The following is a 26,346-nucleotide window of genomic DNA, read 5'->3' as shown; positions in this document are numbered from 1 at the left end:
CCGGTGCCGGGCGCCCGCGGTGGCGTACCCGGTGTCACTTCTCCACTTCGGCGGCCAGCTTCGCGAGCACCGCGTCGTAGATCCGGCCGAGGCCCTTGGGGGCGAAGGTCTTCTCGAAGAAGCCACCGATGCCGCCCGCGCCGTTCCAGACGGTGGTGACGACGACGCGGGACCTTCCCTCGCCCGCCGGGGTGACCCGCCAGGTGGTCACCATGGAGGAGTTGCGGTCCTTCTCGACGAGCTCGCCGTCGGTGGGCTCGCTCACCTCGAGGAGGCAGTCACGGACGCGCTTGCTGGTGGCCTGGAGCTTCCAGTGCACGAGGGTGCCTTCGCCGTCACCGCCCTCGCGCACCTCGTACTCGCTGAACTGCTCGGGCAGCAGCTTGCCGCGGGTGCCGCTGTAGTCGGCGAGGGCATCGAACACCGTCTCCGGGTCCGCCGCGATGATCCGCTCCGTCGTGGCCTCGACCTGCGCCATGGCCTTCCTCTTCCTGTGCTGTTACGTGTGATGGGGGCGTGCGCCATCCCATCACATCCCACGCCGGGTTCATGGACGGGGACCTGGGTGCCGGACCGCCGGCAGCCGGGTCGCCTCCTCGAAGAAGGCGAGGGCGCGCAGGTGGTAGGAGCGGGCCGCCCAGCCCAGGCTGATGTTGTGACCCGCGTCCGACTGACGCTCGACACGGACGACGGGGGCCGCGCTCAGCCGGGCCACGATCTCCGCGATGTCCCGCTCCCCGTGCAGCCACCACGCCTCGTGCTGGGCGAACGTCAGCCGCACGGGGATGCCGACGCGCGGCGCCACCTCCTCGAACATCCCCGGCCAGAGGGGTACTTCGTCCGCCTCGCGGACCGGCATCGGGGCCACCACGGCACCGATGGAACGGAATGTCTCCGGTGGATACAGCCGCAGCGGACCCCAGTTGCGCCCCCAGTGCCCCCGGCGCAGGAACCGGGGCAGATCGGTCGGCTCGGCGTCGTAGCGGTGCCCACAGCCGGACACGTCCACGGCGAGCAGCCCGGCGGTGCGCGCGGCCGTCACGAGGGCGAGTTTGCCGCCGAAGGAGTGCGCCAGCAGAAGGAACCCCGCCCCCGTGGCGTGCTGTTGGGCGAACCGCTTCATGGCTGCCTCCAGCACCTCGGCCTGCTCGGCCAGGGTCTGTCCTTCGGGCAGTTGACCGGCGGACAGACCGTAGCCGGGCCGGTCCACGGCGAGCACCGTGTAGCCCAGGCGTGCGCCGAGCGTGAGCAGGGACAGGTCGGGATGCGCCTGCCCGTCGAAGTAGCCCGCCGTCATCCCGCCGCCGTGCACCGCGACCACGGTGGCGCGCGGCTCCCGGTCCGCCGGCTCGGCGAGCAGACAGGACAGGGTGAGGCCCCCGGCGTCCAGGAGGAGGCGGCGCACACCTGCGGACAGGGTCTGCGGCGGTCTTTGCTGCTGCATCACTCTGTTATGTCCCAGACGGCGACGCCGGAGGTGCCGGACGCGCCGGTGCCGCCAGGCCTTCCCCACCGTCCGGCCGCCCGACCCGGAAGCCCGGCCACCGCCGCGGCGTCGAAGCGGAAGCGGGCCGCGTTCTGCAGCAGGTCCGGGTGGGGGTCACCTCCGGCCCGGCTCCGCCCCGCTGCCACCGGTCGGCGAAACATCATGGATTCGAACGATCACTCGAATCCCCGTCGCGATCAAGGGAACGTGTGTTCTATTCTGTGGCCAGTGCTACCGAGGAGGCGCCCATGCGCTGGGACCATCTGGCCGAGAACCCCGCTCCGGCCCGCAACGCCGCACTGTTCGACGCGGACACGGTGACCACCCGTACCTTCGACACCCCGGAGTTCCGCGGCATCACCTTCCACGAGGTGCGGGCCCGCTCGATCGTGAACCGGGTGCCGGGTGCCTCCCGCATGCCGTTCGAGTGGACGGTCAACCCCTACCGCGGGTGCACGCACGCCTGTGTGTACTGCTTCGCGCGCAAGACGCACAGCTATCTGGACCTCGACACGGGCCTCGGCTTCGACAGCCAGATCGTGGTGAAGGTCAACGCCCCGGAGCTGCTGCGCGCCCACCTCGGCTCGCGCCGCTGGCACGGCGAGCACATCGCGATGGGCACCAACGTCGACTGCTACCAGCGGGCCGAGGGCCGTTACCGGCTGATGCCGGGCATCATCACGGCCCTGCGGGACCACGCGAACCCGTTCTCGATCCTCACCAAGGGGACCCTGATCCTGCGCGACCTCGACCTGCTCAAGCAGGCGTCGGAGGTCACCGACGTCGGTATCTCCGTCTCCGTCGGCTTCGTCGACCAGGAGCTTTGGCGCACCGTCGAACCGGGCACCCCGGCGCCGGAACGCCGGCTGGACGTCGTACGCACCCTGAGGGAGCACGGCATCGGCTCCGGCGTCCTGATGGCCCCGGTGATCCCGTTCCTGAGCGACCACCCCGCCCAACTTCGCGCCACCGTACGGGCGATCGCCGCAGCCGGGGCCACCTCGGTGACCCCGCTGGTGCTGCATCTGCGCCCGGGCGCCCGTGAGTGGTTCATGGCCTGGCTGGAGCGCCGGCACCCCTATCTCGTACGCCGTTACGAGCGGCTGTACGCCGAGGGATCCTATGCGCCGAAGTGGTACCAGCGCCGGATCACCCGTCAGGTGCACGAACTGGCACAGGAGTACGGCATCGGCCCCACGCGCCCGGGGATGCCGCGCAGGATCCGGCGGCCCGAGCCGTCGGCGCCCGAGCCCACGGTGGCCCGGCCTACGGTGGGAGAGCCGACCCAACTCACACTTCTCTGACGGCATTCGAAGCGCATCCGAGCGCTTCCGGCGACCCGATCGGGTCAAGTCTTGCGCGAAACGCGCACGTCCGGGCGGCCGTTTCCGGGACGATGCGGCGAGGACCTGACACTCAGGCTCCAACCCTCTCCGTCCTGGGAGGCCTTACATGAGAGAACGCGCAGCCGTGCTGTGCGGTGCCGCCGTCGTGCTGGCCGGAATGCTCACCAGCATCCCCGCCGAGGCGAGCGCACCGCGCACCACGGGCACCGCGCAAGCGGCGAAACCCACCTGGAAGAAGTGCGGCACCACCGAGTATCCGACGCTCCAGTGCGCGTCCGTGACGGTGCCGCTCGACTACGCGCATCCACGCGGGCGGCAGATCACGCTGGCGCTGTCCCGCGTCCCGCACACGGCGAAGACATCTCAGGGACCGCTGCTGGTCAACCCCGGCGGCCCCGGCGGCAGCGGTCTGAAGCTGGCCGGATTCGTCGCGTCCTCGCTGCCCAAGGCGGTGGCCGCACAGTACGACGTCATCGGCTTCGACCCGCGGGGCGTGGGCGAGAGCAAGCCCGCCCTGGACTGCAAGCCCGGTTACGTCAAGCCGGTGCGCCCCGACTCGGTGCCCAGCACCCCCGCGCTGGAGAAGGCCAACCTCGCCCGCGCCGCCTCCTTCGCCCGGGCGTGCGCCGCCAAGTACGCGAGCGTGCTGCCGTACATCGACACCGTGAGCGCCGCGCGCGACATGGACGCGATCCGGCAGGCGCTCGGCGCCCCGAAGGTCAGCTACTTCGGTTACTCGTACGGCACCTATCTGGGCGCCGTCTACGCGAAGCTCTTCCCGCAGCGGGTGCGCCGACTGGTGCTCGACTCCATCGTCGACCCCACAGGCGTCTGGTACGACGACAACCTCCAGCAGGACTATGCGTTCAACGACCGTCATCTCGCGTTCCTCGCATGGGTCGCCAAGAACGACTCCACCTACAGGCTCGGCACCGACCCGGCCAAGGTCGAGGCCAAGTGGTACGCGATGCGCGCGGCGTTGGCGAGGAACCCGGCACAGCGGAAGGTGGGCGCCTCCGAACTGGAGGACACCTTCATTCCCGGCGGCTACTACAACGGCTACTGGCCGCATCTCGCCGAGGCGTTCGCGGCCTATGTGAACGACAGGAACTCCGGCCCACTGGTCGCGGCGTACAACGCCCTCGGCGCGGTCGACGCCTCGGGCGACAACGGCTACAGCGTCTACACCTCGGTCCAGTGCCGCGACGTCTCCTGGCCGCACGACTGGGCACAGTGGCGCAAGGACAGCTGGGCGGTGTACGGCAAGGCGCCCTTCATGGCCTGGAGCAACGCCTGGTACAACGCGCCGTGCGCGTTCTGGCCGACGAAGGCGCTGCGGCCGGTGAACGTGTCCAACGACAAGCTGCCGCCGACGCTGCTGTTCCAGGCGACGAACGACGCCGCCACCCCGTACCAGGGCGGTGTGACGGTCCATCACCTGCTGCGCGGTTCGGGCCTGGTGGTCGAGCAGGGCGGCGGGAACCACGGCATCACGCTGAGCGGCAGCGCCTGCCTGGACAAGTACCTGGCGGCCTACCTCGACAGGGGCACGGTGCCGCGCGGGAGCGGACAGTTCGACGCGGTGTGCATGGCGCTGCCCGATCCGAAGCCCCTGAGCTCCAAGGCCGCGTCCACCGGCTCGCACGGCACGACGCTGCACGGACTGCTCGGCTTCCACGGCTGAGCCACCCCTGAGCGACCCCGTCGGCGGCGGCCCACCGCCCCGACGGGGTCGTCTCCCATGGGCTCGTCACTGACCGGGGATGCGCGCGAGCGCGTGTACCGCCGCCTCCGCCAGCGCCGGGTGCGCGAGCGCCTCGTTCAGCACCGGTCTCGCCCGGGCGTCCCCGAGCGCGCCGAGCCCCTCCACACAGGCGAGCGCCACCCTCCGGTAGGGATCGTGCGGCCGCAGTCTGCGCTGCAGCGTGGTGATCAGGGCGGGTACGGCCTCGGGGGCACGCAGCTCGACGAGCAGGCGCACCGGGTGGAGGGCATAGGCGACACGGAGTTCGTTCGTGGCCAGGGCGGCCGCGGCGCGGGCGGTGCGCGGATCGCCGAGCCGGGCCAGGGCGTACGCGGCGGACGCGCAGCGCTGCGGGTCACGGTGGTTGAGCAGCAGCACGAGCGCCTCGAACGCCCGCCGGTCCCCCGCGAGACCCAGCCGGAAGGCGGCCACCTCCCGTGCCCACAGCGGCTGTCCGGGCTCGGTCAGCACGGCGGCCAGCTCGTCGAGCGCGTCGGTCGCCACCAGCCGCTCGTACCCCGGCCCCCCGCCGGCCTCACCCCGCAAACGCTCCATGAGTGCCCGCAACGCTTCGTCCATGAGCCGAGACTAGGGGCGCACACCGGGCACCGGGACCCACATCACAAAGTCGGGGGGTGGCGCGCTCGTTACCCGCGGGTTAAGCTCAATCGAGCGAGTTACCCACTCGCACCACTCGCAGTGGCCTGGTGACGCAGCCACTGTGAGCGCTGGTCGGTTCGGTACATCGCGTACCGCAGTACGACTCGGCTCCGGGACAGGGCCGGTCGGATCACCGTTCCGGACGTGTGCACGTCCGGACACTGCACCCGGGCGTGTGCGCTCGTCAGCCCGGTCCGCACCCGCATCCTCCGCGCTGTGTGCGCCCGTTGGCGTATCCAGGCGCGCTCCTCAGTCGTCACCCTCATTTCTGGAGTCCCGCGATGGCCACTCCCCTGTCCGACGCCCCTCTGTCCCCGCTCAAGACCATTGCCGTGGTCGGTCTCGGCACCATGGGCACCGGCATCGCCGAGGTGCTGACCCGGGCCGGCCGCGAGGTCGTCGGCATCGACATCAGCGAGGCCGCGGCCACGAAGGCCGTCTCCGCCCTGGAGACCGCCACCGCCCGCGCCGTGAGCCGCGGGCGCCTGACCGAGCAGGAGCGCGAGGCCGCGCTCGCCCGCTTCCGCACCTTCACGGACCTGCAGGCAGCCGCCGACGCCGACCTGGTCATCGAGGTGGTCCCGGAGTCGTACGAGATCAAGCAGCAGGTGCTGCGCGCCCTCGACGGCGTCGTGCGCCCGGACACCATCCTGGCCACCGGCACCAACGCCCTCTCCGTCACCCGGCTCGCGGCCGACTCGGCCCGCCCCGAGCGCGTCCTCGGGCTGCACTTCTTCAACCCGGCTCCGGCCATGAAGCTGGTCGAGGTCGTCTCGTCCGTGCTGACCGCGCCCGCCGCCGTCACCGCCGTCACCAACCTCGCCCTCGACCTGGGCAAGGAGCCCGTCGCGGTGGGCGACCGGCCCGGATTCGTCGCCGACGGACTGCTGTTCGGCTACCTCAACCAGGCCGCCGCGATGTACGAGGCCAAGTACGCCTCACGCGAGGACATCGACGCCGCGATGAGGCTGGGCTGCGGGCTACCCATGGGTCCCCTCGCCCTGCTCGACCTGATCGGCGTCGACACGGCCCGTACGGTCCTGGAGGCCATGTACACGGCCTCCCGCGACCGGCTCCACGCGCCCGCCCCGATCCTCAAGCAGCTCAGCGAGGCGGGCCTGACCGGCCGCAAGTCGGGGCGCGGCTTCTACACCTACGAGGCGCCCGGCAGCGCGGCCGTCGTGAGCGACGCGCTGACCCCGGTGGACGGCGCGGCCCCGGTGGCGGGCCGCACGGTCCGCGCGGTCGGTGTCGCCGGTTCCGGCACCATGGCGTCCGGGATAGCAGAGGTCTTCGCCAAGGCCGGGTACGAGGTGGTCCTCGCCGCCCGTACGGAGGAGAAGGCCCAGGTCGCCAGGACCCGGATCGGCAAGTCGCTCGCACGTTCGGTCGACAAGGGCCGGATGACGGCCGAGGCGGCCGCGCAGACGCTCGACCGGATCCGGCCGACGGGCTCGTACGACGACTTCGCCGACGTCGACCTGGCCCTGGAGGCGGTGGCCGAGGACCTGGAGGTCAAGCAGCAGCTGTTCGCCACCTTCGACAAGGTCTGCAAGCCCGGCGCGATCCTCGCCACCACCACCTCCTCGCTGCCCGTCGTGGCCTGCGCCCGCGCCACCGCGCGCCCGCAGGACGTGATCGGCATGCACTTCTTCAACCCGGCGCCGGCCATGAAGCTGGTCGAGGTGGTCCGTACGGTGCTGACCGCGGACGACGTGCACGCCACGGTCCGTCAGCTGTGCGCGTCCATCAGGAAGCACCCGGTCGACTGCGGCGACCGCGCCGGATTCATCGTGAACGCGCTGCTGTTCCCGTACCTGAACAACGCGATCAAGATGGTGCAGGAGCACTACGCCTCGCTCGACGACATCGACGCGGCGATGAAGCTGGGCGGCGGCTACCCGATGGGACCGTTCGAACTGCTCGACGTGGTCGGTCTCGATGTCTCGCTCGCCATCGAGAAGGTTCTGCACCGCGAGTTCCGTGACCCGGGCCTGGCCCCCGCGCCGCTCCTGGAACACCTGGTGGCCGCGGGCTGCCTCGGCCGCAAGACCGGCCGCGGCTTCCGCGAATATGCCAAGCGCTGACCGGCCCGGCGACTGGCTCGCAGAAGGCGCCGACTGGGGCGGACTGCTCGATCCGGCCGGACACCCCCCGTCCCCGCGGGGCGGGGGGTACCCCGGACATGCGCATCACCCTGCGCACATGCAGTACGTTCAGGGCATGTCCCAGCCCGCCAGGTCCTCACGTACACCAGCTGCGCCCGACGCACCCGAGAGTGCCGCAGGCAGTCGTGCCGCCGCCCAGCGACTCAAGATGCGCCGAGAACTGGCGGCAGCGGCGATGGAACTGTTCGCCACCAAAGGGTACGAAGCGACCACCGTCGACGAGATCGCGGCGGCGGCCGGGGTCGCCCGGCGCACCTTCTTCCGCCACTTCCGCTCCAAGGAAGAGGCGATCTTCCCCGACCACGACGACACCCTGGTCAGGGCCGAGGCGGTGCTCAACGCCGCCCCCGCGCACGAGCATCCGCTGGACACCGTGTGCCGCGGCATCAAGGAAGTCATGAAGATGTACGCGGCCCGGCCGGAGATCTCGGTGCAGCGCTACAAGCTGACGCGCGAGGTGCCGACGCTGCGCGAGGCGGAGATCGCCTCGGTCGCCCGCTACGAGCGGCTCTTCACGCGCTATCTGCTCGGTCACTTCGACGAGCACGCGCACGACGACGACGCGAACGACGATCCGCTGCTCGCGGAGGTCGCCGCGTCGGCGGTCGTCACCGCGCACAACCACGTACTGCGGCGCTGGCTGCGGGCGGGCGGACAGGGAGACGTCGAGGCCCAGCTGGACCACGCCTTCGCGATCGTGCGGAAGACGTTCGGCACGGGGATCGGGGCCGGACGGGAGACCTCCCCCCGCCCGGCGGCGGCTTCCGTGGCCTCGCAGGGCGAGGTGCTGGTGACCGTGGCCCGTACCGATGCGCCGCTCGATGAAGTGATGCGCACCATCGAGCAGGCGCTCAAGGAGCGCTAGGCCTTCCGACGGATCTCCGGGGCGGCGCTGCTCCTGGCGCGCCTCGCGGATCTCCTCCGACGCCACTGCTGCCGGCACAAGACGGTCCGACGCCCACAAGACCGCCCATTGTCACCTATCCGACGGCCGCTTTGATCGATCATCGCTCATTTGTTACGTAAAGATTTCATCTGAGAGCAAGATCTGGCACTCCGTGCCTTGCGGGGTGACACGCCGTGCCATACGTTGGTGATGTCCGGGCGGCCGGCGTGCAAAGACCTCTCGTACGCCGGCTGTCCCCGCCGGCCCTCGGCCGGCGCGCCCGGACGCCTGCGTCACAGGCAACCCTCCCGCGCCACAAAGCGCTGCCACAGCACCACTGAGCCGAACCGACGGCACCCCTCACACCAGCAGCAGCACCGACGTAACCCTCAGCGTCTTCCCTCAAGACGCCATTCGCCGGAGGCAACACCGTGAAGGACATCCTGGACGCGATCCAGTCGGGGACGGCCACGTCCGCCGACTTCGCCGCTCTCCCGCTCCCCGACTCGTACCGCGCGGTCACCGTGCACAAGGACGAGACGGAGATCTTCGCGGGGCTCACCACCCGTGACAAGGACCCCCGCAAGTCGCTGCACGTGGACGAGGTCCCGCTGCCCGAGCTCGGCCCGGGCGAGGCCCTGGTGGCCGTCATGGCCTCCTCGGTCAACTACAACTCGGTGTGGACCTCGATCTTCGAGCCGCTGTCCACGTTCGGCTTCCTGGAGCGCTACGGCAAGCTCTCCGAGCTCACCAAGCGCCACGACCTGCCGTACCACATCATCGGCTCCGACCTCGCGGGCGTCGTCCTGCGCACCGGCCCGGGCGTCAACGCCTGGAAGCCGGGCGACGAGGTCGTCGCGCACTGTCTGTCGGTGGAGCTGGAGTCCTCCGACGGGCACAACGACACGATGCTCGACCCCGAGCAGCGCATCTGGGGCTTCGAGACCAACTTCGGCGGCCTGGCGGAGATCGCGCTCGTCAAGTCCAACCAGCTGATGCCCAAGCCGGGCCACCTGAGCTGGGAGGAGGCCGCCGCCCCGGGCCTGGTCAACTCCACCGCGTACCGCCAGCTCGTCTCCCGCAACGGCGCCCAGATGAAGCAGGGCGACAACGTGCTGATCTGGGGCGCGAGCGGCGGCCTCGGTTCGTACGCGACCCAGTTCGCCCTCGCGGGCGGCGCCAACCCCATCTGCGTCGTCTCTTCGCCGGCCAAGGCGGAGATCTGCCGCTCGATGGGCGCGGAGGCGATCATCGACCGCACCGCCGAGGACTACAAGTTCTGGAAGGACGAGCACACCCAGGACCCGAAGGAGTGGAAGCGCTTCGGCAAGCGCATCCGTGAGCTGACGGGCGGCGAGGACGTGGACATCGTCTTCGAGCACCCCGGCCGCGAGACCTTCGGTGCGTCGGTGTACGTGACGCGCAAGGGCGGCACGATCGTCACCTGCGCCTCGACCTCCGGCTACAACCACGAGTACGACAACCGCTACCTGTGGATGTCCCTCAAGCGGATCATCGGCTCGCACTTCGCCAACTACCGCGAGGCCTGGGAGGCCAACCGGCTCATCGCGAAGGGCAAGATCCACCCGACGCTCTCCAAGGTGTACCCGCTGGAGGAGACCGGTCAGGCCGCGTACGACGTGCACCGCAACCTCCACCAGGGCAAGGTCGGCGTCCTGTGCCTCGCCCCCGAGGAGGGCCTGGGCGTGCGGGACCAGGAACTGCGTGCCAAGCACGTCGACGCCATCAACCGCTTCCGGAACATCTGACGACGGCGGAGGTCATAGATGACTGAGCGTCAGCCCGCCGGAACAAGGCGGGAGAAGGACCGGCCGTGGCTCATGCGCACCTACGCCGGTCACTCCACGGCCGAGGCGTCCAACGAGCTGTACCGGCGCAACCTCGCCAAGGGCCAGACGGGTCTGTCGGTGGCGTTCGACCTGCCGACGCAGACCGGCTACGACCCCGACCACGTCCTCGCCCGCGGTGAGGTCGGCCGGGTGGGCGTTCCTGTGTCGCACCTCGGTGACATGCGCCGGCTGTTCCAGGACATACCCCTGGAGCAGATGAACACCTCGATGACCATCAACGCCACGGCCATGTGGCTGCTGGCGCTCTACCAGGTCGTCGCGGAGGAGCAGGGCGCGGACATCACCAAACTCCAGGGCACGACCCAGAACGACATCGTCAAGGAGTACCTGTCGCGGGGCACGCACGTCTTCCCGCCGGGTCCCTCGCTCCGGCTGACGACGGACATGATCGCGTACACGGTCTCCCACATACCGAAGTGGAACCCCATCAACATCTGCAGCTACCACCTGCAGGAGGCGGGCGCCACACCGGTCCAGGAGATCGCTTACGCGATGTCGACGGCCATCGCCGTCCTCGACGCGGTGCGCGACAGCGGCCAGGTGCCGCAGGAGCGCATGGGCGATGTCGTGGGCCGCATCTCCTTCTTCGTGAACGCGGGCGTCCGCTTCGTCGAGGAGATGTGCAAGATGCGGGCGTTCGGCCGCATCTGGGACAGGATCACGCGCGAGCGGTACGGCATCGAGGACCCCAAGCACCGTCGCTTCCGCTACGGCGTCCAGGTCAACTCGCTTGGTCTTACGGAGGCCCAGCCGGAGAACAACGTCCAGCGGATCGTGCTGGAGATGCTGGCCGTGACCCTCTCCAAGGACGCACGCGCGCGTGCCGTCCAGCTCCCCGCCTGGAACGAGGCGCTGGGCCTGCCCCGGCCCTGGGACCAGCAGTGGTCACTGCGCATCCAGCAGGTGCTCGCCCATGAGAGCGATCTGCTGGAGTACGACGACATCTTCGAGGGATCGACGGTCATCGAGGCCAAGGTGGGCCAGTTGGTCGAGGAGTCGCTCGCCGAGATCGAGCGGATCCAGGAGATGGGCGGCGCGATGGCGGCCGTCGAGTCCGGCTACCTCAAGTCGCAGCTCGTCGCCTCGCACGCGGCCCGCCGGGCCCGTATCGAGTCCGGCCAGGAGAAGATCGTCGGCGTCAACCTCTTCGAGACGACCGAGCCGAACCCGCTGACGGCCGATCTGGACACCGCGATCCAGACGGTCGACCCGGCGGTCGAGGCGCGCGTCATCGAGTCGCTCCAGCACTGGCGCGACACCCGCTACCAGCCGCCGTTCAACCACCCGCGCCCGTGCAAGGCGCTGGAGCGGCTGAAGGAGGCGGCCAAGGGCACGGACAACCTCATGGAGGCCACCCTGGAGTGCGCCCGCGCCGGGGTGACGACCGGTGAGTGGGCCGGGGCCCTGCGCGAGGTGTTCGGCGAGTTCCGGGCGCCGACGGGTGTGTCGTCGGCGCCGGTGGCCGTGACCGCCGAGGAGGGCACCGCCCTGGCCCAGGTCCGCCGCAAGGTGGATGTCACGGCCCAGGATCTCGGCGTCGGCAAGCTGCGCTTCCTGGTCGGCAAGCCGGGCCTGGACGGGCACTCCAACGGCGCCGAGCAGATCGCCGTGCGAGCCCGCGACGCCGGGTTCGAGGTGGTCTACCAGGGCATCCGGCTGACGCCCGAACAGATAGTGGACGCGGCCCTCGCGGAGGACGTGCACGCGGTGGGTCTGTCCATCCTCTCCGGTTCGCACGCACAGCTGGTGCCGGACGTGCTGGAGCGGCTGCGCGAGGCCGGCGCGACCGACATTCCGGTGATCGCCGGCGGGATCATCCCGAACGGCGACGCCGAGCAGCTGAGGGCCGCTGGAGTGGCCGCGGTCTTCACCCCGAAGGACTTCGACATCACCGGGATCATCGGTCGTATCGTCGACGAGATCCGCACAGCGAACAAGCTCGACCCCCTGGAGGTCCCCGCATGACCGCCCGCCCGTCGCCCGCCGCCACCCTCGCAGCGAGCGGCTCCGCCGCGCCCGTTCCTGCCGTCAACCGTCTGCGTCCGCGACGCTCCTGCCTCGCGGTCCCGGGAAGCAACCCCCGCTTCCTGGAGAAGGCGCAGGGCCTCCCCGCCGACCAGGTCTTCCTGGACCTGGAGGACGCGTGCGCGCCGCTGGCCAAGCCCGGGGCCCGGCACACCATCGTCAAGTTCCTCAACGAGGGCGACTGGACGGGCAAGACGCGGGTCGTGCGTGTCAACGACTGGACGACCGAATGGACGTACCGCGACGTCGTGACGGTGGTCGAGGGCGCGGGCCCGAACCTCGACTGCATCATGCTGCCGAAGGTGCAGAGCGCCGAGCAGGTCGTCGCGCTCGACCTGCTGCTGACGCAGATCGAGAAGACGATGGGCTTCGAGGTCGGCCGGATCGGCATCGAGGCGCAGATCGAGAACGCCCAGGGCCTCAACAACGTCAACGCGATCGCGCAGGCCTCCCCGCGCATCGAGACGATCATCTTCGGCCCGGCCGACTTCATGGCGTCGATCAACATGAAGTCGCTGGTCGTGGGCGAGCAGCCGCCCGGCTACCCGGCGGACGCCTACCACTACATCCTGATGAGGATCCTGATGGCCGCCCGCGCCAACAACCTCCAGGCGATCGACGGCCCCTACCTGCAGATCCGCAACGTGGACGGCTTCCGCGAGGTGGCGGGGCGTGCCGCGGCGCTCGGCTTCGACGGCAAGTGGGTGCTGCACCCGGGCCAGGTGGACGCCGCCAACGAGGTGTTCTCGCCGTCCCAGGAGGACTACGACCACGCCGAGCTGATCCTGGACGCGTACGAGTACTACACGTCCGAGGCGGGCGGCAAGAAGGGCTCGGCGATGCTCGGCGACGAGATGATCGACGAGGCGAGCCGCAAGATGGCACTGGTCGTCGCGGGCAAGGGCCGCGCCGCCGGCATGCAGCGCACCAGCACGTTCGAGATCCCGGAGGCGTGAGGCCATGCAGTTCGGACGGACCTACGAGGAGTTCGAGGTCGGGGCGACGTACAAGCACTGGCCGGGCAAAACGGTCACGGAGTACGACGACCACCTGTTCTGTCTTCTGACCATGAACCACCACCCGCTCCACATGGACACGAACTATGCGGAGAAGACGACCGACTTCGGCAGGAACGTCGTCGTCGGGAACTACGTCTACTCGCTGCTGCTCGGCATGTCGGTGCCGGACATCTCCGGCAAGGCGATCGCCAACCTGGAGATCGAGTCGCTCAAGCACGTGGCGCCGACCTTCCACGGCGACACCATCTACGGCGAGACGACCGTGCTCGACAAGTGGCCGTCGAAGTCGAAGAACGACCGCGGCATCGTCCATGTCGAGACCAAGGGCTACAAGCAGGACGGCACGCTGGTGTGCGTGTTCCGCCGCAAGGTCATGGTCCCCACCGAGACGTACATCAAGGAGCGCGGCGGCGAGCAGCCCGGCCGCCCGGAGCTGAAGTCGCAGGAGAAGCAATGAGCCGTCTCGCCCAGACCCACGGTCTCACGGACATCCAGCAGGAGATCGTCTCCACGGTCCGCGACTTCGTGGACAAGGAGATCATCCCGGTCGCGACCGAGCTGGAGCACCGCGACGAGTACCCGCAGCAGATCGTCGACGGCCTCAAGGAGCTGGGCCTCTTCGGTCTGATGATCCCCGAGGAGTACGGGGGCCTGGGCGAGTCGCTCCTCACCTACGCCCTGTGCGTGGAGGAGATCGCCCGCGGCTGGATGTCGGTCTCCGGCATCATCAACACGCACTTCATCGTCGCGTACATGCTCAAGCAGCACGGTACTCAGGAGCAGAAGGACCACTTCCTGCCCAAGATGGCGCTGGGCGAGATCCGCGGCGCCTTCTCGATGTCGGAGCCGGCCCTCGGCTCCGATGTGTCGGCGATCACCTCGAAGGCGGTCAAGGACGGCGACGAGTACGTCCTGACCGGCCAGAAGATGTGGCTGACGAACGGCGGCACCTCCTCGCTCGTCGCCGTGCTGGTCCGGAGTGACGAAGGACACCCCGAGGGCACGGCGCCGCACAAGTCGATGACGACCTTCCTGGTCGAGAAGGAGCCCGGCTTCGGCGAGGTCCGCCCCGGTCTCACCATCCCGGGGAAGATCGACAAGATGGGCTACAAGGGTGTCGACACCACCGAGCTCATCATGGACGGCCTGCGCATTCCGGCCGATCGGGTGCTCGGCGGCGTCACCGGCCGTGGCTTCTACCACATGATGGACGGCGTCGAGGTCGGCCGGGTGAACGTCGCGGCGCGTGGCTGCGGCGTCGCTCAGCGTGCCTTCGAGCTGGGCGTCTCCTACGCCCAGCAGCGTCACACCTTCGGCAAGCCGATCGCCCAGCATCAGGCCATTCAGTTCAAACTGGCGGAAATGGCCACCAAGGTCGAGGCCGCGCATGCCATGATGGTGAACGCGGCACGCAAAAAGGACTCCGGGGAGCGGAACGACCTCGAGGCGGGGATGGCGAAGTACCTCGCCTCCGAGTACTGCAAAGAGGTCGTGGAAGACGCCTTCCGGATCCACGGCGGCTACGGCTTCTCCAAGGAGTACGAGATCGAGCGCCTCTACCGTGAGGCCCCGATGCTGCTGATCGGCGAAGGTACCGCCGAAATCCAGAAAATGATCATCGGTCGCCGACTGCTCGAAGAGTATCGACTCCAGGGCTGATTGCTCGGGTTCGGGGTGTTTTCTTCGCGAAGAAGATCACACCCCGTGAACACTCTTCGGCCGCCGACTCGACTTCCTGGCTTGCCCAGTTGTAGCCCGCGACCGGTACGATCGCCGGAAAGCCGCCGTCCCCCGTCGAAGCGCGGCATCATCCGCTACGAAGGTCATCCATGCCCCACAGCCAAACCTCTGCACCACGCGACAGCCTTGTCAGCGTACGTCTCGCGCGCGGAGCATCGCCGTGGCTTCTCCCGACCGTTGCCACCGCAGCACTCAGCCTGGCCCGGGCGCGCCGCTCCGGCGCCGCCAAGGCCGTGGCCGTGCCCGCCACCGCGCTCGCGGCGGGCATGCTGTGGTTCTTCCGCGACCCCGAGCGTGAGATCGCCCAGGGCCGGGTCATCTCGCCCGCCGACGGTGTGGTGCAGAGCATCATGCCGTGGACGGACGGACGCACCCGGGTCGCGATCTTCATGAGCCCGCTCAACGTCCACGTCAACCGCGCGCCGCTCGCCGGCACGGTGACGTCGGTCGAGCACATCCCGGGCGGTTTCGTTCCCGCCTTCAACAAGGAGAGCGAGAACAACGAGCGCGTGGTGTGGCACTTCGACACCGAGCTCGGCGACATCGAGATGATCCAGATCGCCGGCGCGGTCGCCCGCCGGATCGTCCCGTACGTGCCGCAGGGCACCAAGGTCGAGCAGGGTGACCGTATCGGTCTGATCCGCTTCGGTTCGCGCGTCGACCTCTATCTGCCCGAGGGCGTGGAGGTCGCGGTCGAGGTCGGTCAGAAGACCGTGGCTGGGGTGACTCGCCTTGACCGTGATTGATCGCGATACCAAGTCCGGCTGGGTACCGGAGGCCGACGAGGTGGACGACGAGGAGGAGATGCCCCTCTCGCTCCGCCTCTCAATAGCGGACACCCTCACCCTCGGCAACGCGACGTGCGGGTTCATGGCGGTGTACTTCACCACCACGGGCATCCTGATCCCGCACCTGACGGGCCACGACGAGTCGGCGGGCATGGCCCGGCACAGCGCGGCCACGGCCGTCATCCTGATGCTGTGCGCTGCGGTCTTCGACCTGTTCGACGGCCTGGTGGCCCGCAAGCTGCGCAGCTCGCCCATGGGCGCGGAGCTGGACAACCTCTCGGACCTGATCAGCTTCGGTCTGGCGCCGGCGTACTTCGTACTGGTCTACGGCATGGTCGCGGACGACGCGCACCAGAGGGTGGCCGCGCTCGGAGCGATCGTGGTGCTGCTGGCGGTGGTCCTGAGACTGGCCCGCTTCTCCTGCGTGACGATGAAGGACGGCATGTTCCAGGGCATGCCCTCGCCGTTCGGGGCGCTCACGGTGGTCTCGATCGTCCTTCTCGAGCTGCCGTTCTTCGCCACGCTGCTGGCGATCCTGGGTACGGCGTGGCTGATGGTCAGCCGGGTGGAGTACCCGAAGCCGCGGGGCCGCCTGGCCGTGGCGATGCTGTCCTGGATCGTCCTGTCGATGGGCCTCCTGGCGGCCTGGGCCTTCGACGCCCCCAGCGGGCAGCTCCTCCTCCAGACGGGCTGCGCGCTGCAGCTGGTCATGGGCGCGGTGATCCCGCTGTTCGCGACGGCTCGCCGGGTGAACAACTTCCGCGACAACCGGCGCGAGGCGCGTGCGGCGCAGCTGCCGTAACCCTGCCGGCAGACGACGCGAACGGGTGTGGGCCCGAGCCACATGGCTCGGGCCCACACCCGTTCTCTTCTACGGTCATGCCCGCGGACAGGAATCCGCTCAGCCCAGGAAGTCCCGTGCGATCCGCTCCGCCACCCGTTCCAGGATCGGGCCCGCCTGCGCGATGGACTTCGCGACGTCCGGCTCCTCCTCCGTCAGGGGGTACGCCCGGCGGATCCCCGCCCTGCCCAGGGCCTCCGGCGGCAGGGCCAGGCGGCCGCAGACCGCGATGACCTCCTTGCCCGCCGCCCGCGCCGCCGCGGCGACGCCCGCCGGGGCCTTGCCGTGCAGCGTCTGCTCGTCCAGCGATCCCTCACCCGTGATCACCAAAGAGGCCCGCTCCAGCGCCCGGGCGAAGCCCAGGACATCCAGCATGACGGCGATACCGGGCCGGAAGCGCGCCCCCAGGATCAGCGCACCATAGCCGATGCCGCCCGCGGCGCCGGCCCCCGGCGACGCGGCGTACTGCGCCGCGCGGGGACCGATCGCCTCCTCCAGCACCTTGGCGTAGTGCGCGAGCGCCGCGTCCAGCGTCGCGACGTCGTCCGGCGAGGCGCCCTTCTGGGGCCCGTACACGGCGGGCGCGCCCTGCGGCCCGGTCAGCGGGTTGTCCACATCACTCGCGAGCACCAGTTCGACCGAGGCAAGTCTCGGGTCCAGGCCCGAGAGATCGGCACGAGCGAGCTGCGCCAGTCCCCCACCGCCCGGTGCCACCGGCTCGCCCTCGGCGTCCAGGAACCGCGCCCCGAGCGCGGACAGCATCCCCACGCCCCCGTCGGTCGTCGCGCTCCCGCCGACCCCGAACACGATCGTCCGCGCCCCGGCGTCCAGCGCGGCCCGCAGCAGTTCCCCGGAGCCGTACGTGGACGCGGTCAGCGGTGCGAAGACCCCGGCCGGCAGTCGCTGCAGCCCGCTCGCCTCCGCCATCTCCACGACCGCGGTGTCACCACGCAGCGCGAACGCCGCCGTCACCTCGTCGCCGAGCGGACCCGCGACCCGTACCTCATGTCGTTCGAACCCGGCCGCTACCGCCGCGTCCACCGTGCCGTCGCCTCCGTCGGCCACGGGCAGCGCCTCGACGTCGAGACCCGGCACGACTCTGCGCAGTCCCGTCGTCACCCGCTCAGCGACCTCTACGGCCGTCAGCGATCCCTTGAACTTGTCCGCGGCGATGAGCACCCGCCGCGCCGTCCGCGCCGTCCGGGTGTCGTTCACTGCAGCGTCCGCCACCTGCACTCCCCTTGCTCTCCAGCCTTGCGCACGTCAAGGCAGTCGCGCCGCTGCGACCCTAGCCGCAGGACACCCCCGCCGTCATGCCCCGTCCGGCTCCCGGAACCAATCACCCACCGAAGCGGGTACACCGAAGCCATGACCCCTGTGGGCAAGGTCCGACGGGACGAGCGAGCCCGGCACTCCATCCCCGGTTCCGCGCCCGCCATGAGCAGCCTCTTCCAGGCCGTCCCGCTCGATCCGGAACTCATGCAGGCGCTACGCGAGTTGATGCTCGAACCCGGACTCGAAGCCCTGCGCACCATCCTCCAACGGCACGTCGACCGCGGCGAGATCCCGCAGGACAGCCGCGTCCTCGACCTCGTGGACCGCATCCTGTTCGGTCCGATGCTCGTGGAGCAGCTCTACCTCGGCGGTCACCGCAGCGTCGAACTCACCCACCGCATCGTCGACGAGGTGCTCATCCCCCTCCTGACTCCGCCCGCCCGCGGCGGATCCGGAACTTGATGCCAAGGGCCGCGTCTCCCTCTCCCAATCCCGAACGAAGGAGATGACGAGATCGCGCTGCCCCTTCCCGGAGCGGCGAGCGGGCTGCGCCCCGCCTGAGCTATGAGCATGGCCACGCTGTCATTGCCGACGATCGCCCTGACCGTGCGTGGCGGCCTGGACACCGACTCAGGACACGGTCCGCAGCGCCGTCGGCGGTTTCGACGGCGGTCCGGCTCACACACCGGCGGAGCGGACGGTGGGGCTGGCGGAACAGGGGAAACAGCCGGGGGCGGGTCCGGTGGGTGCGGAGGGCGGGGGAGAACTTCCGCGCCGACTGGTTACCCTGCCCCAATGACGTTCCCGGACTTCGCCACGTACATCGCTTCCCTCCCCCGTGTCCTCGCCGGCGCCGCCGCGCTCTTCCGCGACGACGAGGGCCGGGTGCTGCTGGTCGAGCCGAACTACCGTGACGGCTGGGCGCTGCCGGGCGGGACGATCGAGTCGGACGACGGGGAGACGCCGCGCCAGGGCGCCCGGCGGGAGACCGCGGAGGAGATCGGGCTCGACGTCGAGCTCGGGCGGCTGCTCGCGGTGGACTGGGTGCACGGCGCCGCTCGGCCGCCGCTGGTGGCGTATCTGTACGACGGCGGCGTCCTGGGCGAGGAGGACCTCAAGGCGATCCGGCTGCAGGAGGAGGAGCTGCTGTCGTGGCGGCTCGTGCCGCGCGAGGAGCTCACCGAGTATCTGCCGGGGGCACTGGGCCGACGTGTCCTGGCCGGGCTCGACGTGCTGGCGGACGGCTCGGGGCCGGTGGAGCTGGAGAACGGCCACCGCGCCGGGTGATCCGGGCTCCGCGCGGTCTCCACGGCCGGCGCGGTCCGAAACATGTCCCAAGTAGTCGCCGGTGACCGGTTTGAGTGGGCGAGGATGCAGGCACTCGGGGGGCCAGGCACCGCAAGCGGCTCAACCGCAGCTCCCGTGACGGAGGGAATGCGCCGGTGCAACCGGTCTCGGCCGGACCAGCCGGCCGACGGCCGAGGACAGGCCGACGGCCGAGGACAGAACGCCTTCGACATGCCTTTCGGCAATCTCGCCGCTCTTCAGGCGACATGTCGAGCGAGGAGTCTTCATGGATCACGACGAGTTCATCCGACTGGTCGCTCAGCGTGCCGACGTGCCGGAGGATGAGGCAGCGCGGCTGACCCGGGCCACGATGCTGACGCTCGCGGAGCGGATCACGGCCGGCGAGGCGGAGGATCTGGCGGAAGTCCTTCCGCCGGAGGTCGCCCCGCCCCTGATGCCCCCGGTGGACGTGGCTCAGAAGTTCGGCTTGGACGAATTCGTACGGCGGGTGAGCGAACGCGCGAATGTCGACGAGACCGTGGCGCGCCGAGGGGTTCGGGCTGTGTTCATGACACTGCACGATGCCGTCCCCGGCAAGGAGTTCCAGGACGTCATGGATCAGCTGCCGAACGAGTTTCAGGACATCTAGCGGCCTCCACCGAGCGGGGGCCGGTGCACAACGCCGACAAGAGGACCACCCATGAGCACCTCGAACCCCAACGAGAACGCGCCTTCCCCCGAGGCTGCCGCCTCCGAGGAAGCCCAGGCCGCGGCGGACACCCAGGCCGCCCTGATGGAGCTCGCGAACAGCGAAGTCCTGGTGCCGCAAGGGCCGCCGCCCGAGGGCGAGGAGCGTCCCGAGGGCGCCGTCGCCCTGCCGGTGATCGAACAGGACGGCAAGCGATTCGTCCCCGTCTTCACGTCCGAGGAGGCACTGGTGGCGGCCGGGGCCGACCCGGGCTCAGCGGTCAGCGTCCCGCTCGTCGGACTGGCCGCGAACTGGCCGGCGGACGACCTGTGGCTGGCCGTCGACCCGTCCAGCGAGGAAGGCCTTGCCCTCCCCGCCGACCTGGTACGGGCGCTGCCCGCCCTCAGCCAGGCCGGCCTGTCCGGGCAGACCGGCCAGGAGGAGAACCCCTCCGGAGAGGCCGGCCAGAGCCCGACCGCATGACCGGTCCACCCGGTCCGGGCGAAGCGCCGATACCCGTTCGCCCCACCGCAATCGCCCGCCCTACCCTCGGTGGCATGTCGAAACCCCTCGTCGCCATCCTCAGCGGCGCCGGTATCTCCACCGACTCCGGGATCCCCGACTATCGCGGCCCGAACGGGCTGTGGCGGCGGGATCCCGAGGCGGAGAAGCTCGTGACCTATCAGTACTACATGGGCGATCCGGAGATACGGCGGCGCTCCTGGCAGATGCGGCGCAGGAACCGGACTCTGCGGGCCGAGCCGAACGCCGCGCACCGGGCCGTGGCCGAGCTCGAGCGATCCGGGGTGCCCGTGCGGGTGATCACGCAGAACGTGGACGGGCTGCACCAGCTCGCCGGGATGCCCGCCCGCAAGGTACTGGAGCTGCACGGCACCGTCCGTAGCGTCGTCTGCACGAAGTGTCATGCGCGTGGTCCCATGGAGGACGCGCTCGCCCGGGTCGAGGCGGGTGAGGACGATCCGCCGTGTCTGGAGTGCGGCGGCATCCTCAAGTCGGCGACCGTGATGTTCGGCGAGCGGCTCGACCCGGGGGTGCTGGGCGAGGCCGTCGCCATCACCAAGGCCTGCACCGTGTTCTTCGCGGTGGGCAGCAGTCTCCAGGTGCAGCCCGCCGCCGGGCTCGCGGGTCTGGCCGCCGACCACGGGGCACGGCTGGTCATCGTCAACGCGGAGCCGACGCCGTACGACGACCGGGCCGACGAGGTCGTACGGGAACCGATCGGCACCGCGCTGCCGAAGCTGCTGCACCGGCTCGGCGAGGACGGTGCCTAGTGCCGCGACCGGAAAGGTTCACCGGCTCGCGACGCCCGGCAAACCTTTCCGGCCACAGCACTAGGTGTGCTGTCCGGCCGGGTTGGTGACGCGGATCTTGGACTGACCGTGCGGCAGCTGCTCCCAGTCCGCCATGAACCGGGCCTTCAGGCCGTGCTTGCCCGCCAGCGCGAGGAGCGTCTCGGTGCGGTAGTAGAAGTCCTCCCGCAGCACATGGTGCTCCTTGCCCTCGGTGCGGTCGAAGGTGAAGTCGAACCAGCCGCCCGGGGCCAGCACCCGGCCGACGTTGGCCAGGCACTCCTCGATGACCGGCAGCGGCGAGTGGGAGAAGACGCTGTGCGCGTGCACCACGTCGAAGTGGGCGTCGGGCAGGAACCGCAGCGTCAGGTCGCGTACGGGGGTCAGGGTGGGGAGCCGGGCCTGCAGGCCCATCTCCACGACCGTGTCGTGCGCGGCGAGGAGGATGTCGGGTGAGATGTCGATGCCGTAGTAGTGCCCGGGCTCCAGATGGCGGATGAACCGCCAGCCGCCGCGCAGATTGCCGCACCCGATCTCCAGCATGCGGTGCTCGGGGCGCAGACCGTGGCCGAGCAGGTAGTCGAACTGCATCGCGCCCAGCGCCAGCCAGCGCTCACGGCTGCGGCTGCCGACCGCCGCGTCCGGGTCGGCGCGGGTGTCGGACCGCATCACGGCACGGTAGTAGGAGATGTGGTCCGGCCGGCGGCGGCGCAGCCACAGGTCCCGGGCGGCGCGGGCCAGGTGCTGCGGTACCCGCTCCGGGTGGCGCAGGGCGTAGCTGATGCGATGTCCCAGGGCGGCACGGTTGACGACGACGTTCCTGGCCGGCACGGCTCCTCCTTCCCGAGTGGCACGGACGCGGAGGCAGTGCCGTCGCGCCCCCGGATCTTGATACCAGTCCCGCCGCCCGACCGGCGCGTGCGACTCGGCCGGCCCTGGTCCGCCCGGTGCGCTTCCCCGCGCGTGAAGGCGCGGTCGGAGCGAGGGGGGCGCGCTCAGAAGAGGGCCGCGCCGCTCTCGAAGTCCAGGAGGCGCTTCTTGCGGTCCAGGCCGCCGCCGTAGCCCGTCAGACCGCCGCCGGCGCCGACGACCCGATGGCACGGGACGATGATGCCGATGGGGTTCCTGCCGTTGGCCAGTCCGACCGCGCGGGAGGCGCCGGGACTGCCGAGGGCTGCGGCCAGTTCGCCGTACGAACGGGTCTCGCCGTAGGGGATCAGACGCAGCTGTTCCCAGACGCTGCGCTGGAACGGCGTGCCGTCCAAGCGGAGTTCGAGGGTGAATTCCTGCAACTCGCCCGCGAAGTAGGCCTCCAGCTGGTCGATGGCCTCGCCGAAGGGCCCCTCGTCGCGCTCGCCGAAGGTCTCCTCCGGTGGGCGGTGACGCTGACCGGCCATGTAGAGGCCGCACAGGACGCCGTCGGTGGCGACGAGGGTCAGCGGGCCGTAGGGGCCCTCGGTCACGGTGTGCTGTTTCACTGTCATGGTCGCTGAACGTCCTTACACGGGGAGGAAGTTGATCGGGTGACTGTCCGTCGCCCACAGGTACTGGACGGCGTAGGCCCGCCACGGCCGCCAGGTCGCCGCACGTGCGGTGAGTGCGGCGGGGGTGGAGGGCAGACCCAGCTCCTGTGCGGCGCGCCGGATGCCGAGGTCGGTCGGCAGGAACGCGTCGGGGTCGCCGAGTGCCCGCATCGCGATCACGTCGACCGTCCAGGGGCCGAAGCCGGGCAGGGACAGCAGCCGGGCGCGGCTCTCCTCCCAGTCGCTCTCCACGCCCAGGTGAAGGGTGCGGTCGGCGAGTTGGCTCACCAGGGTGGTGAAGGTGGTACGGCGGGTGCGCGGCAGCGCCAGGGTCTCCGGGTCGAGCGCGGCCAGTGCCTCGGGCTCCGGGAAGAGGTGGGTGAGGCCGCCCTCGGGGTCCTCCACCGGCTCGCCGTGCGCGGTGACCAGGCGGGCCGCGTGGGTGCGGGCGGCGGCCGTGGAGACCTGCTGGCCCAGGACGGCGCGCAGGGCGAACTCGGCCTCGTCGACGGTGCGCGGTACCCGGCGGCCGGGCGCCTTGTCGACCAGGGGCGCCAGCACCGGGTCCGTGCGCAGCTGGTCGTCGATCGCGACCGGATCGGCGTCCAGGTCGAGCATGCGGCGGCAGCGGCTGATGGCCACCGGCAGATCGCGCATGTCGCTGAGGGTGAGGCGGCACGCGATGTGGTCGGTCCCCGGGGTCAGCGCCGCGATTCCATGGCCGTACGGCAGCCGGAGCGTGCGCCGGAAGGCGCCGTCGCGCCACTCCTCCACACCCGGGACGGCGGTCGCGGCGAGGTGGCCGAAGAGGTTCTCCGGGTTGAGCGGGGCCCGGAACGGCAGCCGCAGGCTCAGGCTGCCGGGTGTGATCACGGTGTTCTTCGGGAGGCGGCCGCGCAGCTCGCTCGGGGAGAGCGCGAAGACCTCGCGGACGGTGTCGTTGAAGGTGCGGATCGAGGAGAAGCCGGCCGCGAAGGCGATCTCCGCCATCGGCAGCGCGGTCGTCTCGATGAGCAGCCGGGCGGTCTGGGCGCGCTGGGCCCGGGCCAGCGCGAGAGGTCCGGCGCCGAGTTCGGCGAGGAGCTGGCGCTCGATCTGGCGGGTGCTGTAGCCGAGGCGGGCGGCCAGACCGGGCACGCCCTCGCGGTCGACCACGCCGTCGGCGATCAGGCGCATGGCGCGGGCGACGAGGTCGGCACGCTGGTTCCACTCGGGTGAGCCGGGGCTGGTGTCCGGGCGGCACCTCTTGCAGGCCCGGAAACCGGCCTGCTGGCAGGCGGCCGCGCTCGGGAAGAACGTCATGTTCGCCGACTTCGGCGGCACGACCGGGCAGCTGGGGCGGCAGTAGATCCGAGTGGTCAGGACCGCCGTGAAGAACCAGCCGTCGAAGCGCGCGTCCTTCGACTGGACGGCGCGTACACAGCGCTCCCGGTCGGTGTGCATCCCGTTTCGCATGCCTCCAGCATCGGCCATCGGCCGGGCCTCGGCTGGCGGGAATCCGACATGTACGTGGTCCCGACCTGCAGTGGGCCCTCGGTGGGGGTCGTATGGGAGCACAGCTGGAGGGGCCGTTCGGCGAGCTCGCTTCGCCTGCCCCGCAGCCGTCCGTGCATGCCGCGATGCCGCGCGGATGTCAAGGGACGTGCCGGGCGAACGCGTCGTACGCCCGCTCGTCGAAGAGGACGAATCTGACCTCCTCGACCGCCGTGTCCGTGGCCCGCACCGTCTCGACGGCGATACGGGCGGCGTCCTCCATCGGCCAGCGGTAGACACCGGTGGAGATGGCGGGGAACGCGACCGTACGGGCGCCGAGCTCGTCGGCGACCTTCAATGACTCCCGGTAGCAGGACGCCAGCAGCTCCGAGCGGTCCTCCGTGGTGGCGAACACGGGACCCACCGTGTGGATCACCCAACGGGCGTCCAGTTCGCCCGCAGTGGTGGCGACCGCGTGGCCCGTCGGCAGTCCCTTGCCGTAGCCGGACGCGCGGAGTCTGCGGCACTCCTCCAGGATCGCGGGGCCTCCTCGCCGGTGGATCGCGCCGTCCACGCCTCCCCCGCCGAGCAGCGAGGAGTTGGCCGCGTTGACGATCGCGTCGGCGCTCTGCCGGGTGATGTCCCCCTGGACGAGCGTGATCGTGGTCATGTCTGTCTCAGCCTCCTCCAGACCGCCTTCGCCGCGTTGTGCCCGGACATGCCGTGCACGCCGGGGCCGGGAGGGGTGGCCGAGGAGCAGATGAAGACGGCCGGGTGGGGAGTGTTGTACGGGAACAGGGACACCTTGGGGCGCAGCAGCACCTGAAGCCCGGACACCGCGCCGGTGGCGATGTCGCCGCCCACGTAATTGGCGTTGCGGGCGGCCAGTTCGGGCGGCCCCGCCGTGGCGCGGGCCAGGACGCGGTCGCGGAAGCCCGGTGCGAAGCGCTCCAGTTGACGTTCGACGGCGTCGGTGAGATCTCCGCGCCAGCCGTTCGGCACATGGCCGTACGCCCAGAACACCTGCTTGCCGTCCGGAGCGCGGGTGGGGTCGACGACGCCGGGCTGCACGGTGATCAGGAACGGGTGGTCGGGTGCGCGGCCCTCTCGGGACGCGGCGCGCAGCGCGGTGCCGATCTCCGCGCTGTCCGCCCCGATCTGCACGGTGCCGGCGACCCGCGGCTCCTGGGCGGTCCACGGCACCGGGCCGTCCAGCGCGTAGTCGAGCTTGAAGACGCCGGGGCCGTACCGGTATCGCTCGTAGTACCGGCCGAGGCCCGCGATCCGGGCCAGGGCGGTGGGCGAGGTGTCGAACACGTACGCGCGCGCCGGGGGCAGGTCGTCGAGACGCTTGACCTCGTAGTCGGTGTGGACGGTGCCGCCGAGGTCCTTCAGATACGCGGCGAGGGCGTCCGAGACGGCCTGCGAGCCGCCGCGGGCTACCGGCCAGCCGCGGGCGTGCGCGGCCAGCGCGAAGACCAGCCCGATCCCGCCCGTGGCGAAGCCGTCCAGCGGGGCCATCACATGTGCGACGAGCCCGGCGAACAGGGTCTTCGCCCGCTCGTCGCGGAAGCGGCGCATCAGCCAGGTCGAGGGAGGCAGTCCGGCGAGGCCGAAGCGGGCCAGGGTGACCGGGTCGCGGGGCAGTGCGGTCAGGGGCAGGGACATGAAGTCCCGGACCAGGGTGTCCCAGCGGCAGAGGAAGGGCTGGACCAGCCTGCGGTACGTCCCCGCGTCCCGGGGGCCGAACGAGGCGGCCGTCTCGGCCACGGACCGGGACAGCACCGCGGCGGTGCCGTCCAGGAGGGGATGGGCCATCGGGAGCTGGGGGTGCAGCCATTCGAGGCCGTACCGCTCCAGGGGCAGGGCTCTGAACGCCGGCGAGTTGATGCCGAGGGGGTGTGCCGCCGAGCAGGGGTCGTGGCGAAAGCCGGGCAGCGTCAGCTCCTCGGTGCGGGCGCCGCCGCCGATGGTGTCTCGCGCCTCGAAGACGGCCACGGAGAAGCCTCGGCGGGCGAGCTCCACGGCAGCCGTCAGTCCGTTCGGCCCCGCTCCCACCACGACCGCATCGAGCATCGACGGCACCTTCGGACTCCTTCGTCAGCCGACGGCCACTGGGCATCAGGATATGCCGGGGGACTGACACCTCTGGGGCGAAGGCGGCGGCCGCAGACGGAGACCACGATTCCGTTTTCGCGCCGGGACCAGGCGGTTCC

26 protein-coding genes are annotated in these 26,346 nt (G+C 70.5%); 16 read left to right on the top strand and 10 right to left on the bottom strand.

The window, feature by feature from the left end; all coding sequences use genetic code 11:
* Positions 1–34 precede the first annotated feature (34 nt).
* The 3 genes from ASC56_RS24920 to ASC56_RS42125 all read right to left on the bottom strand — a co-directional run bounded on the left by ASC56_RS24920 (position 35) and on the right by ASC56_RS42125 (position 1,650).
* A complete protein-coding gene (locus ASC56_RS24920; RefSeq protein WP_055493757.1) occupies positions 35–478 on the bottom strand; it encodes an SRPBCC family protein in 444 nt (147 codons plus the stop codon).
* 69 nt (positions 479–547) lie between these two features.
* Positions 548–1,444, bottom strand: a complete 897-nt coding sequence (locus ASC56_RS24915; RefSeq protein WP_055493756.1) for an alpha/beta fold hydrolase — start codon at positions 1,442–1,444, stop codon at positions 548–550.
* Positions 1,444–1,650 carry a hypothetical protein gene (locus ASC56_RS42125; protein ID WP_234377049.1) on the bottom strand — a complete coding sequence of 69 codons (207 nt, stop codon included), beginning with the start codon at positions 1,648–1,650 and terminating at the stop codon, positions 1,444–1,446. Before ASC56_RS42125 ends, ASC56_RS24915 begins: the two co-directional genes overlap by 1 nt.
* A gap of 84 nt (positions 1,651–1,734) precedes the next feature.
* Between ASC56_RS42125 and ASC56_RS24910 the strand changes: the two genes are divergently transcribed.
* Positions 1,735–2,790 carry an Rv2578c family radical SAM protein gene (locus ASC56_RS24910; RefSeq protein ID WP_055493755.1) on the top strand — a complete coding sequence of 352 codons (1,056 nt, stop codon included), beginning with the start codon at positions 1,735–1,737 and terminating at the stop codon, positions 2,788–2,790.
* A gap of 148 nt (positions 2,791–2,938) precedes the next feature.
* Positions 2,939–4,516 (top strand): alpha/beta hydrolase, encoded by a 1,578-nt coding sequence (locus ASC56_RS24905; protein ID WP_055493754.1) that lies wholly within the window; start codon positions 2,939–2,941, stop codon positions 4,514–4,516.
* A gap of 66 nt (positions 4,517–4,582) precedes the next feature.
* Here ASC56_RS24905 and ASC56_RS24900 read toward each other — a convergent pair whose 3' ends face one another.
* Positions 4,583–5,155, bottom strand: coding sequence for an adenylosuccinate lyase (locus ASC56_RS24900; RefSeq protein ID WP_055493753.1), 573 nt, complete (start codon positions 5,153–5,155; stop codon positions 4,583–4,585).
* Positions 5,156–5,517: 362 nt separating this feature from the next.
* Here ASC56_RS24900 and ASC56_RS24895 point away from each other — a divergent pair, with 362 nt between their 5' ends.
* The 9 genes from ASC56_RS24895 to pssA all read left to right on the top strand — a co-directional run bounded on the left by ASC56_RS24895 (position 5,518) and on the right by pssA (position 16,535).
* The gene (locus ASC56_RS24895) at positions 5,518–7,323 is read left to right on the top strand and encodes a 3-hydroxyacyl-CoA dehydrogenase family protein (protein WP_055493752.1); all 1,806 of its coding nucleotides are present in this window, start codon (positions 5,518–5,520) and stop codon (positions 7,321–7,323) included.
* Positions 7,324–7,459: 136 nt separating this feature from the next.
* Positions 7,460–8,269 (top strand): TetR family transcriptional regulator, encoded by an 810-nt coding sequence (locus ASC56_RS24890; protein WP_199836064.1) that lies wholly within the window; start codon positions 7,460–7,462, stop codon positions 8,267–8,269.
* 452 nt (positions 8,270–8,721) lie between these two features.
* Positions 8,722–10,059 carry a crotonyl-CoA carboxylase/reductase gene (gene ccrA / locus ASC56_RS24885; RefSeq protein ID WP_055493750.1) on the top strand — a complete coding sequence of 446 codons (1,338 nt, stop codon included), beginning with the start codon at positions 8,722–8,724 and terminating at the stop codon, positions 10,057–10,059.
* 18 nt (positions 10,060–10,077) lie between these two features.
* The gene (locus tag ASC56_RS24880; RefSeq protein WP_055493749.1) at positions 10,078–12,126 is read left to right on the top strand and encodes a protein meaA; all 2,049 of its coding nucleotides are present in this window, start codon (positions 10,078–10,080) and stop codon (positions 12,124–12,126) included.
* Complete coding sequence (locus ASC56_RS24875; RefSeq protein ID WP_234377048.1) at positions 12,123–13,142, top strand: CoA ester lyase; 1,020 nt, start codon at positions 12,123–12,125, stop codon at positions 13,140–13,142. Before ASC56_RS24880 ends, ASC56_RS24875 begins: the two co-directional genes overlap by 4 nt.
* A 4-nt stretch (positions 13,143–13,146) precedes the next feature.
* The gene (locus tag ASC56_RS24870; RefSeq protein ID WP_055493748.1) at positions 13,147–13,662 is read left to right on the top strand and encodes a MaoC family dehydratase; all 516 of its coding nucleotides are present in this window, start codon (positions 13,147–13,149) and stop codon (positions 13,660–13,662) included.
* Complete coding sequence (locus tag ASC56_RS24865) at positions 13,659–14,864, top strand: acyl-CoA dehydrogenase family protein (protein ID WP_055493747.1); 1,206 nt, start codon at positions 13,659–13,661, stop codon at positions 14,862–14,864. The genes ASC56_RS24870 and ASC56_RS24865 overlap by 4 nt, the downstream gene beginning before the upstream one ends.
* A gap of 170 nt (positions 14,865–15,034) precedes the next feature.
* On the top strand, positions 15,035–15,691 hold the full coding sequence (locus ASC56_RS24860; RefSeq protein WP_079102686.1) for a phosphatidylserine decarboxylase: 657 nt from the start codon (positions 15,035–15,037) through the stop codon (positions 15,689–15,691).
* 58 nt (positions 15,692–15,749) lie between these two features.
* Complete coding sequence (pssA, locus tag ASC56_RS24855; protein WP_055493873.1) at positions 15,750–16,535, top strand: CDP-diacylglycerol--serine O-phosphatidyltransferase; 786 nt, start codon at positions 15,750–15,752, stop codon at positions 16,533–16,535.
* A gap of 99 nt (positions 16,536–16,634) precedes the next feature.
* Here the strand turns inward: pssA and ASC56_RS24850 are convergent, their stop codons facing one another.
* Positions 16,635–17,804, bottom strand: coding sequence for a glycerate kinase (locus tag ASC56_RS24850; RefSeq protein WP_371330274.1), 1,170 nt, complete (start codon positions 17,802–17,804; stop codon positions 16,635–16,637).
* A gap of 138 nt (positions 17,805–17,942) precedes the next feature.
* On the opposite strand from ASC56_RS24850, the gene ASC56_RS24845 reads away from it, so the two are divergent.
* From ASC56_RS24845 to ASC56_RS24825, 5 genes are all read left to right on the top strand, one after another.
* Entirely contained in the window at positions 17,943–18,311 is a 369-nt protein-coding gene (locus ASC56_RS24845) for a TetR-like C-terminal domain-containing protein (RefSeq protein WP_055493745.1), read from the top strand.
* Between the two features lie 333 nt (positions 18,312–18,644).
* Positions 18,645–19,136: an NUDIX hydrolase gene (locus tag ASC56_RS24840; RefSeq protein WP_055493744.1), complete on the top strand. Its 492-nt coding sequence runs from the start codon at positions 18,645–18,647 to the stop codon at positions 19,134–19,136.
* Positions 19,137–19,422: 286 nt separating this feature from the next.
* Positions 19,423–19,785, top strand: a complete 363-nt coding sequence (locus tag ASC56_RS24835) for a DUF2267 domain-containing protein (RefSeq protein WP_055493743.1) — start codon at positions 19,423–19,425, stop codon at positions 19,783–19,785.
* A 51-nt stretch (positions 19,786–19,836) separates the two neighbouring features.
* Positions 19,837–20,307, top strand: a complete 471-nt coding sequence (locus ASC56_RS24830) for an SseB family protein (protein WP_055493742.1) — start codon at positions 19,837–19,839, stop codon at positions 20,305–20,307.
* Positions 20,308–20,381: 74 nt separating this feature from the next.
* Entirely contained in the window at positions 20,382–21,116 is a 735-nt protein-coding gene (locus ASC56_RS24825) for a Sir2 family NAD-dependent protein deacetylase (protein ID WP_055493741.1), read from the top strand.
* Between the two features lie 60 nt (positions 21,117–21,176).
* Here the strand turns inward: ASC56_RS24825 and ASC56_RS24820 are convergent, their stop codons facing one another.
* The 5 genes from ASC56_RS24820 to ASC56_RS24800 all read right to left on the bottom strand — a co-directional run bounded on the left by ASC56_RS24820 (position 21,177) and on the right by ASC56_RS24800 (position 26,206).
* Complete coding sequence (locus ASC56_RS24820) at positions 21,177–21,965, bottom strand: class I SAM-dependent methyltransferase (protein WP_055493740.1); 789 nt, start codon at positions 21,963–21,965, stop codon at positions 21,177–21,179.
* A gap of 164 nt (positions 21,966–22,129) precedes the next feature.
* Positions 22,130–22,618 (bottom strand): methylated-DNA--[protein]-cysteine S-methyltransferase, encoded by a 489-nt coding sequence (locus ASC56_RS24815; protein WP_199836057.1) that lies wholly within the window; start codon positions 22,616–22,618, stop codon positions 22,130–22,132.
* Positions 22,619–22,633: 15 nt separating this feature from the next.
* Positions 22,634–24,100 (bottom strand): AlkA N-terminal domain-containing protein, encoded by a 1,467-nt coding sequence (locus tag ASC56_RS24810; RefSeq protein ID WP_055493739.1) that lies wholly within the window; start codon positions 24,098–24,100, stop codon positions 22,634–22,636.
* A 190-nt stretch (positions 24,101–24,290) separates the two neighbouring features.
* Positions 24,291–24,800: an O-acetyl-ADP-ribose deacetylase gene (locus ASC56_RS24805; RefSeq protein WP_055493738.1), complete on the bottom strand. Its 510-nt coding sequence runs from the start codon at positions 24,798–24,800 to the stop codon at positions 24,291–24,293.
* Positions 24,797–26,206: an NAD(P)/FAD-dependent oxidoreductase gene (locus ASC56_RS24800; protein WP_055493870.1), complete on the bottom strand. Its 1,410-nt coding sequence runs from the start codon at positions 26,204–26,206 to the stop codon at positions 24,797–24,799. Before ASC56_RS24800 ends, ASC56_RS24805 begins: the two co-directional genes overlap by 4 nt.
* Positions 26,207–26,346 lie beyond the last annotated feature (140 nt).

The organism is Streptomyces sp. TP-A0356 (assembly GCF_001417775.1).
GTDB lineage: Bacteria > Actinomycetota > Actinomycetes > Streptomycetales > Streptomycetaceae > Streptomyces.
The sequence above is the reverse complement of the archived record's forward strand: the minus strand, read 5'-3'. Positions and strand labels throughout refer to the sequence as shown.